Annotated in this window: 17 protein-coding genes and 1 tRNA gene; 9 read left to right on the top strand and 9 right to left on the bottom strand. The window is 57.1% G+C overall.

Translation table 11 applies throughout. From position 1 onward, the window contains the following. Positions 1–12: 12 nt before the first annotated feature. From KSF73_07010 to KSF73_06975, 8 genes are all read right to left on the bottom strand, one after another. Positions 13–894: a glycosyltransferase gene (locus KSF73_07010; protein ID MBV1775463.1), complete on the bottom strand. Its 882-nt coding sequence runs from the start codon at positions 892–894 to the stop codon at positions 13–15. Continuing rightward, complete coding sequence (rfbA, locus tag KSF73_07005; protein MBV1775462.1) at positions 894–1772, bottom strand: glucose-1-phosphate thymidylyltransferase RfbA; 879 nt, start codon at positions 1770–1772, stop codon at positions 894–896. Before rfbA ends, KSF73_07010 begins: the two co-directional genes overlap by 1 nt. Further along, positions 1769–2842 carry a dTDP-glucose 4,6-dehydratase gene (gene rfbB / locus KSF73_07000; protein MBV1775461.1) on the bottom strand — a complete coding sequence of 358 codons (1074 nt, stop codon included), beginning with the start codon at positions 2840–2842 and terminating at the stop codon, positions 1769–1771. Before rfbB ends, rfbA begins: the two co-directional genes overlap by 4 nt. A 33-nt stretch (positions 2843–2875) precedes the next feature. Further along, positions 2876–3892 carry a UDP-glucose 4-epimerase GalE gene (gene galE, locus KSF73_06995; protein ID MBV1775460.1) on the bottom strand — a complete coding sequence of 339 codons (1017 nt, stop codon included), beginning with the start codon at positions 3890–3892 and terminating at the stop codon, positions 2876–2878. Between the two features lie 134 nt (positions 3893–4026). Next, positions 4027–4560, bottom strand: a complete 534-nt coding sequence (locus KSF73_06990; GenBank protein ID MBV1775459.1) for an RNA pyrophosphohydrolase — start codon at positions 4558–4560, stop codon at positions 4027–4029. 73 nt (positions 4561–4633) lie between these two features. Beyond that, positions 4634–5419: a polyamine aminopropyltransferase gene (locus tag KSF73_06985; GenBank protein ID MBV1775458.1), complete on the bottom strand. Its 786-nt coding sequence runs from the start codon at positions 5417–5419 to the stop codon at positions 4634–4636. After that, positions 5419–6384, bottom strand: coding sequence for a tRNA 2-thiocytidine(32) synthetase TtcA (ttcA, locus tag KSF73_06980; protein ID MBV1775457.1), 966 nt, complete (start codon positions 6382–6384; stop codon positions 5419–5421). Before ttcA ends, KSF73_06985 begins: the two co-directional genes overlap by 1 nt. A gap of 78 nt (positions 6385–6462) precedes the next feature. Beyond that, positions 6463–7203, bottom strand: coding sequence for a pteridine reductase (locus KSF73_06975; protein MBV1775456.1), 741 nt, complete (start codon positions 7201–7203; stop codon positions 6463–6465). A gap of 36 nt (positions 7204–7239) precedes the next feature. On the opposite strand from KSF73_06975, the gene KSF73_06970 reads away from it, so the two are divergent. The 9 genes from KSF73_06970 (at position 7240) to lnt (ending at position 15069) form a co-directional block, all read left to right on the top strand. After that, entirely contained in the window at positions 7240–8391 is a 1152-nt protein-coding gene (locus KSF73_06970) for an SAM-dependent methyltransferase (GenBank protein MBV1775455.1), read from the top strand. A gap of 53 nt (positions 8392–8444) precedes the next feature. Beyond that, a tRNA-Met gene (locus KSF73_06965) sits at positions 8445–8521 on the top strand. Between the two features lie 127 nt (positions 8522–8648). Further along, a complete protein-coding gene (gene miaB / locus KSF73_06960) occupies positions 8649–9986 on the top strand; it encodes a tRNA (N6-isopentenyl adenosine(37)-C2)-methylthiotransferase MiaB (GenBank protein ID MBV1775454.1) in 1338 nt (445 codons plus the stop codon). 7 nt (positions 9987–9993) lie between these two features. Then, positions 9994–10290 carry a YciI family protein gene (locus KSF73_06955; protein ID MBV1775453.1) on the top strand — a complete coding sequence of 99 codons (297 nt, stop codon included), beginning with the start codon at positions 9994–9996 and terminating at the stop codon, positions 10288–10290. Position 10291: 1 nt separating this feature from the next. Next, positions 10292–10732, top strand: coding sequence for a GNAT family N-acetyltransferase (locus KSF73_06950; protein ID MBV1775452.1), 441 nt, complete (start codon positions 10292–10294; stop codon positions 10730–10732). 39 nt (positions 10733–10771) lie between these two features. After that, the gene (locus tag KSF73_06945; GenBank protein MBV1775451.1) at positions 10772–11815 is read left to right on the top strand and encodes a PhoH family protein; all 1044 of its coding nucleotides are present in this window, start codon (positions 10772–10774) and stop codon (positions 11813–11815) included. Continuing rightward, complete coding sequence (ybeY, locus tag KSF73_06940) at positions 11812–12537, top strand: rRNA maturation RNase YbeY (protein MBV1775450.1); 726 nt, start codon at positions 11812–11814, stop codon at positions 12535–12537. The genes KSF73_06945 and ybeY overlap by 4 nt, the downstream gene beginning before the upstream one ends. 127 nt (positions 12538–12664) lie before the next feature. Continuing rightward, positions 12665–13528: a CBS domain-containing protein gene (locus KSF73_06935; GenBank protein ID MBV1775449.1), complete on the top strand. Its 864-nt coding sequence runs from the start codon at positions 12665–12667 to the stop codon at positions 13526–13528. Beyond that, positions 13528–15069, top strand: a complete 1542-nt coding sequence (gene lnt / locus KSF73_06930) for an apolipoprotein N-acyltransferase (GenBank protein ID MBV1775448.1) — start codon at positions 13528–13530, stop codon at positions 15067–15069. The genes KSF73_06935 and lnt overlap by 1 nt, the downstream gene beginning before the upstream one ends. On the opposite strand, the gene KSF73_06925 is transcribed toward lnt, so the two are convergent. Further along, positions 15050–15505 carry a histidine phosphatase family protein gene (locus KSF73_06925; GenBank protein MBV1775447.1) on the bottom strand — a complete coding sequence of 152 codons (456 nt, stop codon included), beginning with the start codon at positions 15503–15505 and terminating at the stop codon, positions 15050–15052. The two genes, lnt and KSF73_06925, sit on opposite strands and share 20 nt — an antisense overlap. Positions 15506–15541 lie beyond the last annotated feature (36 nt).

Raw genomic sequence — 15541 nt, 5'->3', positions numbered from 1 at the left:
AGACCTCAGCGCTTATGCAGCCAACCAGCGGCTCAATATACCGGCACGTCCGAGCTTGTAGGCAATCCAACCAATCGCTGTTCTCATGATGCCATGCATACAGGCTAGCATGCCGACTCTACGGAGATAAGCCAGGCGGTGACGTAGGAGTTTCATGCCTTCCGATGTTGCCCCCCCCGCAATGGTCAAGATCCATGGGTGCAGGCGATGGGTATAACCAGTCAGCCAATATCGTTGAAAGTCTTCTCGGATACCGTAGTTATGCGAGTGGCGGACTGTTGCATTTGCACAATAAGCAACCGACCAGCCGCGCGTCAGCAAGGTGGCGCTGGCGTACATGTCCTCGGCAAAGGGTAGCAGTGCATCAAACCCGCCAATAGCGATCAAACTGCTGCGACGCCAGGCGGCATATGAATTTGAGCAAAAGGCCGCTCTCAATCCCCTGGTGCGGAGCGCAGTCGCGTCGCTGACATGCCCTTCGGCAGGATAATTAAACTGACGTGCTTGCTTGGCGAGCGGATCGGCATCCTGATGCGGCAGCTGTCTGCCATAGGCTGCGGCGATGATGGGGTCATCAAACACCGCGATAAGATGACTGAAACTGCTGGGATCATCTAGCAGCGCATCCTGAGTCATGCAGATCACAATATCGCATGTCCCAAGCCGATTGATTGCCTCCATTCTCGTGCCGCCGTGTGAGAACGCCTGACGCGATATGGTGTGTACTTCAAACCCGGCCTGAAGGCAGAGCGCGACGGTGTTATCTTCCGAACTGGAATCAATCACCAAAATGCGATCTGGCTGAACCGTCTGCTGTCGGACGCCCTCAATCCACCTTGGCAGCCACAATGCTGCATTCAGGGTGGGCAGAAACAGTCCGACGCGCAAGGACATCAGCGCTCACCGGCTTCATTGGCGAGCGAAAGCAGATAGGCGCCATAGGCATTCTTTGCCATGGGTTTGGCAAGCGCACGCAGTTGATCGGCGGTGATGTACCCCTGACGGAATGCAACTTCCTCCGGGCTGGCAATCTTCTGGCCCTGACGCTTTTCCAGGGTCTGAATGAAGAGTGCCGCCTCCAGCATGGACTCGTGGGTGCCTGTATCCAGCCAGGCATAGCCACGCCCCATGATTTGGACACTTAATTTTCCTGCATCCAGATAGGCTTGATTGACATCGGTGATTTCTAACTCGCCACGCGCAGAAGGACGGATACCTTTGGCGATTCGGACGACATCGTTATCGTAGAAATACAGGCCCGTTACCGCATAGCGCGACTTGGGCTTGGCTGGCTTTTCTTCGATGCTGATGGCTTTACCCGCCGCGTCAAACTCGACCACGCCATAACGCTCCGGGTCGTGTACCGCGTATGCAAATACACTGGCTCCGCTGGGCTGCGCAGCGGCATCCATCAGCAAGCGCTGGAAGTCATGGCCATAGAAAATATTGTCACCGAGCACGAGTGCAACCGAGTCGTCGCCAATAAAGTCGGCACCTAAAATAAACGCTTGTGCGAGACCATCCGGGCTGGGTTGCTCAATATATTCGAGCTGGATACCCCACTGTGCGCCATCACCCAGTAGTTGCTTGAAGCGTGGCAGATCTTGCGGCGTCGAGATAATGAGAATCTCGCGTATTCCAGCCAGCATCAGGGTGGTAAGCGGGTAGTACACCATGGGCTTGTCGTATACCGGCAGTAGCTGCTTGGAGACAGCTAGCGTTGCCGGATAGAGGCGTGTACCCGATCCTCCTGCAAGGATGATGCCTTTCATGACACATGCCCCCCTTGGGCATACTGCTTGGCAATCCAGTCCCGGTAGCTACCACTGATCACATTGTCGATCCATTCGCGGTGCGATAGATACCAGTCGATGGTTTTACCGATGCCGGTTTCGAATGTTTCCTGCGGACGCCAGCCAAGCTCGGTAGCAATCTTGTGGGCATTGATCGCATAGCGGCGATCATGACCTGGGCGGTCGGTCACAAAGGTAATCTGTTCTCGATAGGAGCGGCCGTCTTGTCTGGGCTGACGTTTGTCCAGCAAATCGCAGATATGATGCACGATGTCGATGTTCTGGATCTCGTTGCGGCCGCCAATGTTATAGGTCTCACCAACGCGGCCATGATCCAGAACTTCCCGGATCGCCGAGCAATGGTCGCCTACAAACAGCCAGTCACGGATATTCTTGCCATCGCCATACACGGGCAAGGGCTTGCCTGCCAGAGCGTTGATAATCGTCAGTGGAATGAGCTTTTCAGGAAACTGATACGGCCCGTAGTTGTTGGAGCAATTGGTGGTCAGAACCGGCATGCCGTAAGTATGGTGCCAGGCACGCACGAGATGGTCGGACGCAGCCTTGGATGCTGAATACGGGCTATTGGGCTGATACGGCGTGGTTTCGCTGAATGCGGGATCTTCGGCATTTAAGGAGCCGTACACCTCATCCGTGGAAACATGCAGGAAGCGAAATCTGGATTTGGCTTCGCCTTCCAGTCCGGTCCAATAAGCGCGGGCGGCTTCAAGCAGCGTAAAGGTGCCGACGATATTGGTTTGGATAAAATCGCCAGGCCCATGAATTGAACGGTCAACGTGGCTTTCCGCCGCAAAGTTGACGATGGCGCTCGGACGGTAGCGTGCAAGTAGTTCGTCAATCAAAGCACGATCAGCGATGTCGCCCTGAACAAAAAAATGCCTGGTATCAGCGGCAACGGACGACAGATTATCGTGATTGCCTGCATAGGTCAGTTTGTCGAGATTGACGACGGACTCGGCGCGATGCGCCAGCCAGTCGATCACAAAATTTGCGCCGATAAAACCGGCACCACCGGTGACCAGAATCACGCGGAGTCTCCTGAAAAAGGTAGAAAAAGTACGTTAGACGTAACCGTTCGGGTTGTTGCGTTGCCAGTTCCAGGCATCCCGGCACATATCGTGCAGATCGCGTGAGGCCTTCCAGTTTAAGGTCTGGGCGGCGCGCGTGGGATCCGCAAAGTAGCTGGGAATATCGCCCGTGCGACGTGGCGCGAAACGATATGGAATGCGCTTCCCGATGACATGCTCGAATGCGCGCATCAGTTCAAGGACGCTGTGGCCTCGTCCGGTACCCAGATTTACCGCGATCATGCCAGGTTCGCTGCTTAGGTGCTTAAGCGCTTGAACATGACCTTCGGCCAGATCCGACACATGGATGTAATCGCGGACACCTGTGCCATCCGGTGTGTTGTAGTCATGTCCGAAAATCGCCAGTTCGGTTAGCTTGCCAATCGCTACCTGACACATATAGGGCATGAGATTGGAGGGCACACCTGATGGATCTTCGCCAATCAGACCAGACGAGTGGGCGCCAAGCGGATTGAAATAGCGGAGGATGGCTATATGCCAGCGCGGATCGGCAAGCACCAGATCGCGTAACACCTCTTCCACCATCACTTTGCTACGGCCATATACGGTGTTGGGTGCCAGTGGCGATTCTTCGCGGTAGGGAATGCGAGCCGTTTCGCCGTACACTGTGGCGGAGGAACTGAATACCAGATTGAACACATTGTGACGTGTCATGGTTTCAATCAGGTTCAAACTGGCTTCAAAATTATTTGAATAAAATTTGAGCGGGTTGCGCTGGCCTTCTTCAATGGCCTTTACGCCTGCACAGTGAACCACCCCTGCAAATTGATACTTACGAAATAATTGGTCGAGATCATGACGATTTCGCAGGTCAAGTTCGTACCAGATTGGTGCGCGACCAACAATCTCCCCTACGCGAGTAAGCGCAGCAGGTTTGCTGTTGCTGAAATTATCCAGAACAACAACATCATAATTGTTTGCTAATAATTCGACGCATACGTGCGAGCCAATGTAGCCTGCGCCGCCGGTCAGTAATACGGTTTGTCGCATTCTATAAATATATTCCGATGTTGCAGTGCAACTAAGTGAACTCCCTGCGCAAATAGTAATACCCGAAAGCAAATTTTTCCAGTTGGAAGTATTTGCTTTCGGGGGAAATGGCCAGAAAAGAGCAATCGGCTGAATTAATCCAGCGGCTGTGGATGTCCGTTCTCTCGTATTGATCTATTTGAGCGCGGCTTCCCGTGTGCGTTGAGAAAACGCGACAGTTCTGACAGTGCTTGCTGATAAACACCTTTCTTGAACTCGATCACCGAATCAAGGGGTGCCCAGTAATCATTCCAGCGCCAGGCATCAAATTCAGGATGATGACTGGCGCGCAAGCTCACATCGCACTCGCGGCCGATGAGTCTCAATAGAAACCAGATCTGCTTCTGTCCTTTGTAGGTGCCTCTCCACTCCCGTTTGACCCAGTTTGTCGGGACGTCATAGCGCAGCCAGTCGCGGGTGCGGCCTAGAATTCTGACATGTTCGGGCTTGAGCCCGGTTTCTTCCATGAGTTCGCGAAACATCGCCTGCTCGGGCGTCTCGCCGGACTTGATCCCGCCTTGCGGGAACTGCCATGAGTGTTCACGAACCCGTTTGCCCCAAAATACCTGATTTCTCTCGTTGCAGATGATGATGCCAACGTTGGGGCGATAGCCGTCTCGATCGAGCATGGTTATCACCGTGGAATTCGTTAAGTTGTCTCAATTTTTTCACATCGGCGAGCCGATTGAAAGCACAGAACGACTAGACGAGTAGCTTTCGGTCGTTGTAAGGGTTCTGACGTGTCAGGTCGGCGACAAATTCGAGGAATTCGAGCGGGTAGTCGTCTTCCAGTTTGCGCGCGCGTTCCTTGAGGCTGTCCCAGCTTGGTTGCCCCAGCTTGCTGTTAAAACACAGGGCAATGACGTTGCCTTTCTGGCGGGCGGGCAGGCACAGCACCTGATGATCGAACGCGCGTTTCAAGTTATCGACATAGTAGTCGTAGCGCGGATGCGAACCCCAGAGATTGACTATCAGCGTGCCGTCATCGCTCAATTTTTCCCGGCACTGGCAGAAAAAGGCTTCATTGGACAGGGCTTCGACGATGCCATCTTTGCTGTAAGCATCCAGCATGATGGCGTCGACCGGCTGTTTCATGCGTGCGACATAGTCCGCACCATCGCCCACAATCGTCTCGAGCCGTTCGTCGTCATGGGGCATGTAGAACATGCTGCGCGCCACATTGACCACCTGAGGCAATAGCTCCACCGCAATCATTTTGGTTGTGGGCAGATGCTTATGAACGAATTTGGGGATGGAGCCGCCGCCCAGACCGATCAGCACCATGTCTTTGGGCGCATCACGGAAGAGGAGGAAAGCAAAGGCACAACGGGTGTAGCCCAGTACCATTTCGTCGGGCTGGCTGATCCGCATCGAACTTTGAATGGCTTGTGAGCCAATATGCAGGTTGCGGATGCCATTCTTTTCACTGATATCAATAGCGATATCGTCCAGCGAAGATTTGTGGACGCGTTTTCCGAAGCGCAACATTAGTTGCATCCTCCCTTGTCGCGGCTATCGAGAATGCTGATGCGGCCAAGCGGATTGTCCACTGGCTGTTCAGGGAAGGTCTCACGGTCGAAGGCCATGTCACCGCCTTCGAATGGCGTATCCTGAGTGCGCAGGCCGACAAAGTCGAACTGCTTCGGGTCGGCCAGATGCGAGGGCACCACATTCTGCAGGGCGCGGAACATGGATTCGATGCGGCCGGGGAAACGTTTATCCCAGTCATTGATCATGTCGCCGACGACGACGCGCTGCAGATTGGGCTGACTTCCGCACAGATTGCACGGAATGATCGGGAATTGGCGGGCTTCGGCGTATTTGATGATGTCTTTTTCGCGGCAGTAGGCCAGCGGGCGGATCACCATATGCTTGCCGTCGTCGCTGACCAGCTTAGGCGGCATGGCTTTGAGTTTGCCGCCGTAAAACATGTTCAGGAAGAGTGTTTCCAGAATGTCTTCGCGATGATGGCCGAGCGCGATCTTGGTGGCACCTAATTCATCTGCCACACGGTATAGAATGCCGCGACGCAGGCGGGAGCACAGGCTGCAGGTGGTTTTGCCTTCTTCCACCACGCGTTTGACGATGGAGTAGGTGTCTTCCTCAACAATCCGGTATTCGACGCCAATCGACTTCAGGTAGGTGGGCAGCACGTCTTCAGGGAAGCCCGGCTGCTTCTGGTCGAGATTGACGGCGACAATACTGAAATCGATGGGGGCACTACGTTGCAGGCTCATCAGGATGTCGAGCATGGTGTAGCTGTCTTTGCCGCCTGACAGGCACACCATCACACGATCACCCTGCTCGATCATGTTGAAATCATTGATGGCATCGCCGACAGCATGGCGCAGACGTTTCTGCAGCTTGTCGAGGTTGTATTTGGCCTTCTTGTCGGCCTCGCTGGGGCCGGATGCGGATGCCTCGCCAGACATCACCACGGAATCGCTCTGCATGGGGAAAACCCTGAAACAGCAAAAACGTGTGATTTTACAGGGAATTTGCCATGAATGGCAGCTGGCGGGATGATCGGACTACAGCCAGGTACTCCGTCCACCGTCTACTGCAATAATCTGTCCGGTGATATAGGGCGCATCTTCAATCAGGAAGCGGATGGTGCGGGCAAGATCATCCGGTTCGCCAATGCGCCGCAGGGGAATGGTGGAGATGATGCGCTGGCGGGAGACTTCATCGAATACCGATTCTCCATCTGGCCAGACGTTTGCGCCGGGTGCGACTGCATTCACGCGCACTTCAGGCGCCAGCTCGCGCGCCAGAGAGCGGGTCATGGCCACCAGGCCCGCTTTGGCGATGCTGTACACAACGTGCCCTTTCATCGGGCGTTCGGCGTGAATGTCGGCGATGCTGACAATGGCGCCCTGCGTTTTGCGCAATTCGGGTGCGGCAGCCTGCGCAAGAAAGAGCGGGGCTTTGAGATTGCTGCCGATGAGGTCTGTCCATGCTGCTTCGTCGATATCCCCGACTTGCGTGGGAAAGAAGCTGGACGCATTGTTGACTAGGGCGTCGAGTCGTCCGAAAGTCTGGATGGTTTGCTGCACGAGCACAGGCAGGCCGGCGATATTGAGGAGATCTGCCTGAGTGGTGGCGACCGAATTTGGCCGCAGCAGGTTGAGCTCGGCGGCCAGTGCGCGCGCTTCGGTCTGTGCGCTGCGATAATGCAGCATCACGTTCCATCCGGCGGCGTGCAAGGTGCGAACCACGCATGCGCCGACGCGTTTTGCGCCACCTGTAACGAGCGCGACCTTGCTCTGCATCGGTATACTCCTGCCTATAAACGAATCTGTTCCGGAATGTATCACATGACCCAGTTACCCGCACCGTCGGACGCCCAGCTTGCCCACAGCCAGACTTTGCTGCACCTGATTCAGGCCGAAATTGCAGCCAGTGGTGGCTGGATTCCCTTTGCCGACTACATGCGGCTGGCGCTGTATGCGCCCGGTCTCGGTTACTACAGCGGGCCGTCGCGCAAGTTCGGTTCGCAGGGCGACTTTGTGACGGCGCCGGAAACCAGCGCCCTGTTCGGGCAGTCGCTGGCGAATACCCTGGTGCCGGTATTACTGGCAACGGGTGGCGACGTACTGGAAGTGGGGGCGGGCTCCGGGCGGCTGGCGGCGGATGTGCTAGCTGCGCTGGAGGCACAGGATGCCTTGCCGCGACACTACTGGATTCTAGAGCTGTCTGGTGATCTGGCTGCACGGCAGCGCGAGTTGATTGCAACGCATCTGCCGCATCTACTTGATCGGGTGAACTGGCTGACGGCGCTACCGACTGCCTTCCGTGGCGCCATCATCGGCAACGAGGTGCTGGATGCCATGCCGTGTCGGTTGGTACGTAAAACCGAGGCAGGCTGGATGGAGCGCGGCGTAATCTGGCAGGATGGATTGCAGTGGGAGGAGCGGCCAATCGATGCACCCGCTGCGCTCGCCTATCTGGACTTGCCCGATGATTACCTCACCGAGTTGCCGGAAGAAGCCAATGGCTTTGTGGCGAGTCTGGCGGAGGCAGTAGAGGCCGGCGCGCTGATTCTGCCGGATTATGGATTCATTGCCCGTGAGTTCTACCACCCGCAGCGTACGCGTGGCACGCTGATGTGCCACTACCGTCATCATGCGCATGATGATCCGCTGCTGTGGCCGGGTTTGCAGGACATCACCACCCATGTCGATTTCTCGGCGATCTGGGCAGCAGCGACGGATGCAGGCTGGCAGCTGGAAGGATTTACGTCGCAAGCCTCTTTCCTGATTGATGCGGGGATTCTGAATTGCATGTCGCGTCTTGATCCGGATAGCCGCGACTATTTCCGCGAGTCGGCGGCAGTGCAGAAGCTGTTGAGTCCTGCGGAAATGGGCGAGCTATTCAAGGTGATCGGGTTTTCGAAAAATCTGGCGCTGGAAGGGCTGTTGCCGGGCTTCCGCAGAGATGATCGCTCGGGTGGCTTGTAAAAAAAGCTTGACCGACTGAAATAATTTAGGCAGAATCTCGGGCTCTTCGGTGTGGCTATGTAGCTCAGTCGGTTAGAGCGCAGCACTCATAATGCTGAGGTCACTGGTTCGATTCCAGTCATAGCCACCATAGATACAAGATTCACCGCCTTCACGGTGGATCGCCAAGAATACGAGGCTCTCCGTGAAAACGGTGAGCCTTTTTGGTTTTTAAGCTGTCCCGGCCCAAGAGGCCGGGTGGGCGCGGAGTGTCGGTCATGAGCAAGAAAGTTTTCATCAAAACCTTTGGCTGCCAGATGAACGAGTATGACTCGGACAAAATGGTGGATGTCCTGAATCAGTCCGAAGGGCTGGTGAAAACCGACAATCCGGAAGAGGCCGACGTCATTCTGTTCAACACCTGTTCGGTGCGCGACAAGGCTGAAAACAAGCTCTATTCCGATCTGGGCCGCATCCGCGAATTGAAGCAGCAGAACCCCGATCTGGTGATCGGCGTGGGTGGCTGCGTGGCCTCGCAGGAAGGTGAAGCCATTCTCAAGCGTGCGCCTTATGTGGACGTGGTATTTGGTCCGCAAACCCTGCACCGCCTGCCGGATCTGATCGGCAAGAAGCGCAGCACTGGTACCTCGCAGGTCGATATTTCCTTCCCTGAAATCGAAAAGTTCGACCATATGCCGCCCGCACGTGTCGAAGGCGGCAGCGCCTTTGTGTCGATCATGGAAGGTTGCTCCAAATACTGTTCTTTCTGCGTGGTGCCGTATACCCGTGGCGAGGAAGTGTCGCGTCCGTTTGATGATGTGCTGATCGAAGTGGCCGGACTCGCGCAGCAAGGCGTGAAGGAAGTCACGCTGCTGGGTCAGAATGTGAACGCCTATCGCGGCCGCATGGAAGATGGCGAAATCGCCGACTTTGCATTGCTGCTGGAATATGTACACGAGATTCCGGGCATCGAGCGCATTCGTTACACCACCAGCCATCCCAAGGAAATGACGCAGCGCATGGTGGATTGCTACCGTACACTGCCGAAGCTGGTGTCGCATCTGCATTTGCCGGTACAAGCAGGTTCGGACCGGGTGCTGATGAATATGAAGCGCGGCTATACCGTGCTGGAATACAAGTCGCTGGTGCGCAAGCTGCGCGAGGCGCGTCCGGATATCTGTCTGTCGTCTGACTTTATCGTGGGCTTCCCCGGTGAGACCGAAGAAGACTTCGAAAAGACCATGAAGCTGATCGAAGATGTGCGCTTTGACGCCAGCTTCAGCTTTATCTACAGCCGCCGTCCGGGTACGCCTGCTGCCGATCTGCCCGATGATGTGCCGAATGAAGTGAAGGTCAAGCGTCTGCAGCGCCTGCAAGCGCGCATCGAAGAATTTGCACAGGAAGAAAACCGCCGCATGGTGGGCACAGTGCAGAAGGTGATCGTGGAAGGTCTGTCGCGCAAACAGGAAGGCTATCTGGCGGCGCGTACTGAGAATAATCGCATCGTGAACTTCGAAGGCAATCCGCGCTTGTTGAACCAGTTTATCGAAGTCCGCATCACCGAAGCCTATCCGCATTCCCTGGGTGGCGAAATTGTGATGCGCAACGAGGACTGAGCCGGGCATGTTTGTCGTTTCGCTGACCTATGTGGCGCCGCTTGACGCAGTGGATGCGCTGATTCCGGCGCACGTCGAGTGGCTAAAATCGCACTATGCGGCCGGGCATTTTGTGGCATCCGGCCGCAAGGTGCCGCGCACAGGCGGGGTGATTCTGGCGCGGGGCCTGAGCCGGGAAGCGCTCGATGCAGTCCTGATGAATGATCCCTTTGCACTGGCCGGGGTGGCGCGTTACGATGTGACCGAATTTATCCCCACCCTGACGGCAACAGAATTGTCCGTCATTCAGGAAACCCTGCCCTGATATGGTTGCTGGCCTGCACTTTGAATCGTTGACCGCATTGCCCGAAGATATCGAGGCGTTGTGCGGGCTGAGTGAGGCCGAAGGATTCCGTTTTCTCCGCCGCCTGATCGAGGACTGGCAACTCGGACACAACCGCTTCAACCTCGAAGGCGAGGTGCTGATGGGCGGTTTTGTGGACGATGCGCTGGTCGCTATTGGCGGCATCAATTGTGATTGCGATGACGACCAGTTAGGCCGCCTGCGCCGTGTGTTTGTGCATCCCGATTATCGACATACCGGCGTGGGCCGGGCGCTCGTGCTGTTGCTGGAAGAGCGTGCGCGTCAGAGTTTCAAACGGCTGGTACTGTTTACCGACCGCCCTGATGCAGCAAAATTCTATGAAAGCATGGGCTATCAGGCTGTGCAGGGGCATCCGCAGCGAAGTCATGTAAAGCGGTTTTAAGCCAGTCTGCTGGCGTTCTCAAAGGATTCAAGTATCTGTATGACCACCCGCCACGCCACCCGTGAACTGGATTTTTTGCCCATCGACAACCCGCGTCTGGCCAACCTGTGCGGGGCGCTAGATGAGAATCTGCGCCAGATTGAGACAGGGCTGGATGTCACCATTGCCCGTCGCGGCGAACATTTCAGCATTTCCGGCAAACAAGCGCAGACCAAGCTGGCGGCAGAGATGCTCGAACGCTTCTATCTGCTGGCCGAGCGGCCAGTGGAAGTGGAAGAAGTGCAGCTGGGACTGATTGAACTCAGTACGGATGCCGAAGCGGCTGCTGCGGAATCCGGCCAGATCAAGCTGCTAACCAAGCGCGGCGATCTGCGTGGACGTACGCCGCGCCAGAATCACTATATTCGCGCCATTCAGGAACATGACATCACCTTCGGGATTGGTCCGGCCGGTACCGGCAAGACCTTTCTGGCGGTGGCCTGTGCAGTCGATGCGCTGGAGCGCGATCTGGTGAAGCGCATTATTCTGGTGCGTCCGGCGGTAGAGGCGGGCGAACGACTGGGCTTTCTGCCGGGCGATCTGGTGCAGAAGGTCGACCCCTATCTGCGCCCACTCTATGATGCGCTGTACGATCTGATGGGCTTTGAAAAAGTCACCAAGTTGTTCGAGCGCGGCATCATCGAAGTGGCCCCGCTGGCCTTTATGCGCGGCCGCACGCTGAATCATGCCTACATTATTCTGGATGAAGCCCAGAACACCACGCCGGAGCAGATGAAGATGTTCCTGACCCGCATCGGTTTTGGCTCCAAGGCGGTGATCACCGGCGACGTGACCCAGATTGATTTGCAGCGTAACCAGAAATCCGGCCTGATTGATGCGGAGCGCGTACTGAAGAATGTGCGCGGCATCGCCATGCATTACTTCAAGAGCGATGACGTGGTGCGCCATCCGCTGGTTCAGAAAATTGTCGATGCCTACGATCGCGCCACGCTCAAGGCTGAGCAGCATACACACAGTCAGAAGCCGTCGGCCCTGTCGACGACCGAACAGACAGGCCAGATGGCCGAGGAGAAACAAGCATGAGCGAGATCAAGCGCGTTGTCGCCATTACGGCAGATGGCAAGGAAAAGACCGTCAAGGCGGAAGAGCTGCGAATTGAGCTGGCCGATGGCGCGATCATCCAGATCGTGCTGGATACACCGGATGGCCTGTTGATCGGTACGCCTGCCGATGACGATGCCCCTTCACGCCTGGTGATTCGGCCGGGTGCGGCGAACGCCATGACTGTCGCCGTCGAGCGTGACATCCTGGTGCCGCTGCCGCCGGCCGAGCTGGAGCTGGTGGTGCAGGATGTAGTCAAGGCCAAGGGCGTGCCGGGCAAGAAGCTGATGCGCAAGTGGATCGAATCAGCGCTGGAAGCCGGTGTGCAGGCCGAAGTGACCGTGCGGATCGTCGATGAAGAAGAAGGCCGTCAGCTGAACAGCGAATACCGTGGCAAGGATTACGCCACCAATGTGCTAAGCTTTGCCTATTCGCAGGACGAGCCAATTCCGGGCGCTGAAGATGTGGTGATGGGCGATCTGGTGCTGTGCGCACCCGTGGTGGCCCGCGAAGCTGAAGAGCAGGGCAAGGAACTGGCGGCGCACTGGGCGCATCTGCTGATTCATGGCGCATTGCATCTGCAAGGCTACGACCACGAAGACGATATCGAAGCCGATGCCATGGAATCGCTGGAAACCGCGATCATGGAAGGTCTGGGCTTTGCTGATCCGTATGCCAGCGAGAAGGGTGCGCCGGACGCTTGATGGTGCGGGCGGCCACTGGTCGCCCCTACGGTATCCGTACCACATATCTTCCCTTGTCATACGCCTGTCATGCGCGAGGGACACAAGGCGGCTATAATCGGCCGATCTACTTTTGTGTTCCCTGCTCATGGACTTACCCTCGCGACCTTCGCCCAAAACCAATCCCAAATCTTCCTGGCTTGATCGCCTGACTTCATTTCTGCTCCGCGAACCCGAAGATCGCGAAGAGCTGGTCGAATTGCTCCACTCCGCTTTCGAACGACATCTGCTGGATTCCGATGCACTCGCTATGATCGAAGGCGTGCTGCAAGTCGGTGATCTACAAGTGCGCGATGTGATGATTCCGCGTGCGCAGATGGACATGATCGATGTCGATGCCACGCCGGAACAATTCATGCCGCTGGTGCTGGAAACCGGCCACTCGCGTTTTCCGGTATATGACGGCGACAAGGACAATATCGTCGGGATTCTGCTGGCCAAGGAGTTGCTGCAGCTGCTCGGCGGCGGTGAGTTCGATATGCGCGACGTATTGCGCCCGGCTGTGTTTATCCCCGAATCCAAGCGCCTGAATGTGCTGCTGAAAGAATTCCGCATGAAGCGCAATCATCTGGCCATTGTGGTGGATGAGTATGGTGGCGTGGCGGGTCTGGTGACGATTGAGGATGTGGTCGAGCAGATTGTGGGTGATATCGAGGACGAGTACGACTTCGACGAAACCGAAGACAACATCATCGCCGATGCGCACGGTGGCTGGCGCGTCAAAGCCATTACCCCGATTGAAGACCTGAACGAAGCGCTGGGCTCGGCCTTCTCCGATGAGGATGTCGAGACTGTGGGCGGACTGGTGTCCGGGCTATTCGGGCGCGTGCCCAAGCGGGGCGATATGGTTGAGGGCGAGGGCTGTCGCTTTCTGGTACTGCGCGCCGACAGTCGTCGCGTGCATTCGGTACTGATTACCCGTTTGCCGCCGGTTGAGGCAGACGAATCGTGATGGGTCGGCTGATGTTTCTGGGGGCGCTCGCTCTGCTGGGCGGCGCGGCCAGTCTGGGCTTTGCACCGTGGGGGGCTTGGCCGGTGACGCTGGTGTCCCTCTCTGTCGCATTCTATGTGATCTCGCGTGCGGACACGCCGCGAGAGGCCTTCTGGCGCGGCTGGGGCTATGGACTGGGCTATTTTGCTGGCGCGGTGCATTTCATCTACATCGCGCTGCATGATTTCAGTGGACTGGCTGCGCCCTTAACCGTACTGGTTCTGCTGGCGCTGGCGGCGTTTCTGGCGATATATAAGGGGTTGGCTGCGTGGCTGGCCTGGCGGCTGGTGTCCGGGCATGCCGGATTGATGCGCTTGTTAGCGCTGCCTGCAGGCTGGGCGGTGATGGAATGGCTGCGCGGCTGGCTGTTTACCGGCTTCCCGTGGCTGGCCGCAGGCTATTCGCAGATTCCTGACGCACCACTGGCCGGATATGCGCCGGTGCTGGGGATCTATGGCGTCGGTGTGCTGCTGGCGTGGATCGCCGGGATGCTGGCGTGGATGGGCGCACGTTTGCTCCGCCGTGAATTTGGCGTGCCGGGGCTGGCTGCAACGGCGGTTGTTGTCTCGCTGGCGCTGGTGGGCATGGGCCTGAAGCGCATGCAGTGGACCACACCCGTCGGCGAGCCGGTGCGGGTGGCTCTGTTGCAGGGCGGCATTCCGCAGGATGAGAAGTGGGATGAGGCGCAGTTTCTGGCGAACCGCCAGCGCTACTACGACCTGACCCATGATGCCAGTGCCCGCCTGATTGTGATGCCTGAAACAGCCTATCCGATTTTCCTGCACGATATGCCGATGGACGATATTGCCTTGCTGCGTGAGGAGGCTGCGCGCAAGTCAGCGGATTTGATCGTGGGGATTGCGCGGCTCGACAAGCATTCGCATCACTACTACAACGCTGCGGTGGTGCTGAATGATCCGGCATTGCCCGCCTATTACAAATCGCATCTGGTGCCGTTTGGTGAATACATCCCGTTCAAGTTTGTGCTGGACTGGGTGTACGACAATCTGCTGCATATCCCGCTGGTCGATTTCAGCTCGGGCGGTGCAGGCCAGCCGACCCTGAATGTGGCGGGGCAGAAGATTGCTGCCAATATCTGTTACGAAGATGTGTTCGGGGAAGAGCTGATCGAGGGCGCGCGTCGTTCGACCATGCTGTTGAATATCTCGAATCTGGCCTGGTTTGATGGCTCGGGTGCGCTGGCCCAGCATGGACAGATGGCGCAGGCACGGGCGCTGGAAATGGGGCGCTACGTATTGCGCGCCACCAATACCGGTACCACGGCGGTGATTACGCCGGACGGGCGGTATCGTGGCAAGTTACCGGAGCGGGTGCCGGGGATTCTGGCAGGTTCGGCGCAGGGGATGACGGGCGAGACGCCCTATATGCGCTGGGGGAATGCGCCTGCGCTGGTACTCATGGGACTGCTGGCGCTGGCAGGCCTCGTGTTTGGCCGCCGCGCCCGCACGCATCGCAACTGGTTTACAGCATCTCCGCGCTGATCATGGCTTTCAGCACCGTTTGGGCGACACCGTCGCGCACGCGGTGCTGCAGCCACCAGACTGATCCCTTTTTCACACTCCAGCCAGCCGGATTGGGGCCGAGCAATTCGGCCAGAACATGGCCAATACTGGGCTGATGGCCGGTAATCAGTACGCTACCCTGTGCGTCCGGCCAGCCTGCTGTTTCCAGATAATCTTCAGCCGCTGCGCAGGGGTTGACGCGTGCATCCTGCTCGAACGACAGGCTGAGCGCCGAGAGTGTCTCGATGGCGCGGGTGGCCTGACTGGACACGAGGCGAGTATCGGCTGGTAGATGTTCTTTCAGCCATTCGGCCACACGAGCAGCCTGCTTGTGACCCTTGCTGGTGAGTGGGCGTTCGAGGTCGATGGTGCCGGGTTCGGCATCGGCATGGCGCCACAATATCAAGTTCATCATTCAATATTCCGTCAATATTCCACGCAGTGACGGCCG

It is taken from the genome of Burkholderiaceae bacterium DAT-1 (genome assembly GCA_019084025.1).
GTDB lineage: Bacteria > Pseudomonadota > Gammaproteobacteria > Burkholderiales > Chitinimonadaceae > DAT-1.
Note: the sequence above shows the minus strand (reverse complement) of the source record. Positions and strands in the feature narration are given on the sequence as shown.

Excerpts from the sequence above, each read along its gene's own strand:
- KSF73_06925 (MBV1775447.1), bottom strand. The coding sequence starts at position 15,505 with ATGATGAACTTGATATTGTGGCGCCATGCCGATGCCGAACCCGGCACC.
- ttcA (MBV1775457.1), bottom strand. The coding sequence starts at position 6,384 with ATGCAGAGCGATTCCGTGGTGATGTCTGGCGAGGCATCCGCATCCGGC.
- KSF73_06990 (MBV1775459.1), bottom strand. The coding sequence starts at position 4,560 with ATGCTCGATCGAGACGGCTATCGCCCCAACGTTGGCATCATCATCTGC.
- KSF73_06955 (MBV1775453.1), top strand. The coding sequence starts at position 9,994 with ATGTTTGTCGTTTCGCTGACCTATGTGGCGCCGCTTGACGCAGTGGAT.
- KSF73_06985 (MBV1775458.1), bottom strand. The coding sequence starts at position 5,419 with ATGTTGCGCTTCGGAAAACGCGTCCACAAATCTTCGCTGGACGATATC.
- galE (MBV1775460.1), bottom strand. The coding sequence starts at position 3,892 with ATGCGACAAACCGTATTACTGACCGGCGGCGCAGGCTACATTGGCTCG.
- ybeY (MBV1775450.1), top strand. The coding sequence starts at position 11,812 with ATGAGCGAGATCAAGCGCGTTGTCGCCATTACGGCAGATGGCAAGGAA.
- KSF73_06970 (MBV1775455.1), top strand. The coding sequence starts at position 7,240 with ATGTATCACATGACCCAGTTACCCGCACCGTCGGACGCCCAGCTTGCC.
- KSF73_06975 (MBV1775456.1), bottom strand. The coding sequence starts at position 7,203 with ATGCAGAGCAAGGTCGCGCTCGTTACAGGTGGCGCAAAACGCGTCGGC.
- KSF73_06950 (MBV1775452.1), top strand. The coding sequence starts at position 10,292 with ATGGTTGCTGGCCTGCACTTTGAATCGTTGACCGCATTGCCCGAAGAT.
- KSF73_07010 (MBV1775463.1), bottom strand. The coding sequence starts at position 894 with ATGTCCTTGCGCGTCGGACTGTTTCTGCCCACCCTGAATGCAGCATTG.
- KSF73_06945 (MBV1775451.1), top strand. The coding sequence starts at position 10,772 with ATGACCACCCGCCACGCCACCCGTGAACTGGATTTTTTGCCCATCGAC.
- KSF73_06935 (MBV1775449.1), top strand. The coding sequence starts at position 12,665 with ATGGACTTACCCTCGCGACCTTCGCCCAAAACCAATCCCAAATCTTCC.
- miaB (MBV1775454.1), top strand. The coding sequence starts at position 8,649 with ATGAGCAAGAAAGTTTTCATCAAAACCTTTGGCTGCCAGATGAACGAG.
- rfbA (MBV1775462.1), bottom strand. The coding sequence starts at position 1,772 with ATGAAAGGCATCATCCTTGCAGGAGGATCGGGTACACGCCTCTATCCG.
- lnt (MBV1775448.1), top strand. The coding sequence starts at position 13,528 with ATGGGTCGGCTGATGTTTCTGGGGGCGCTCGCTCTGCTGGGCGGCGCG.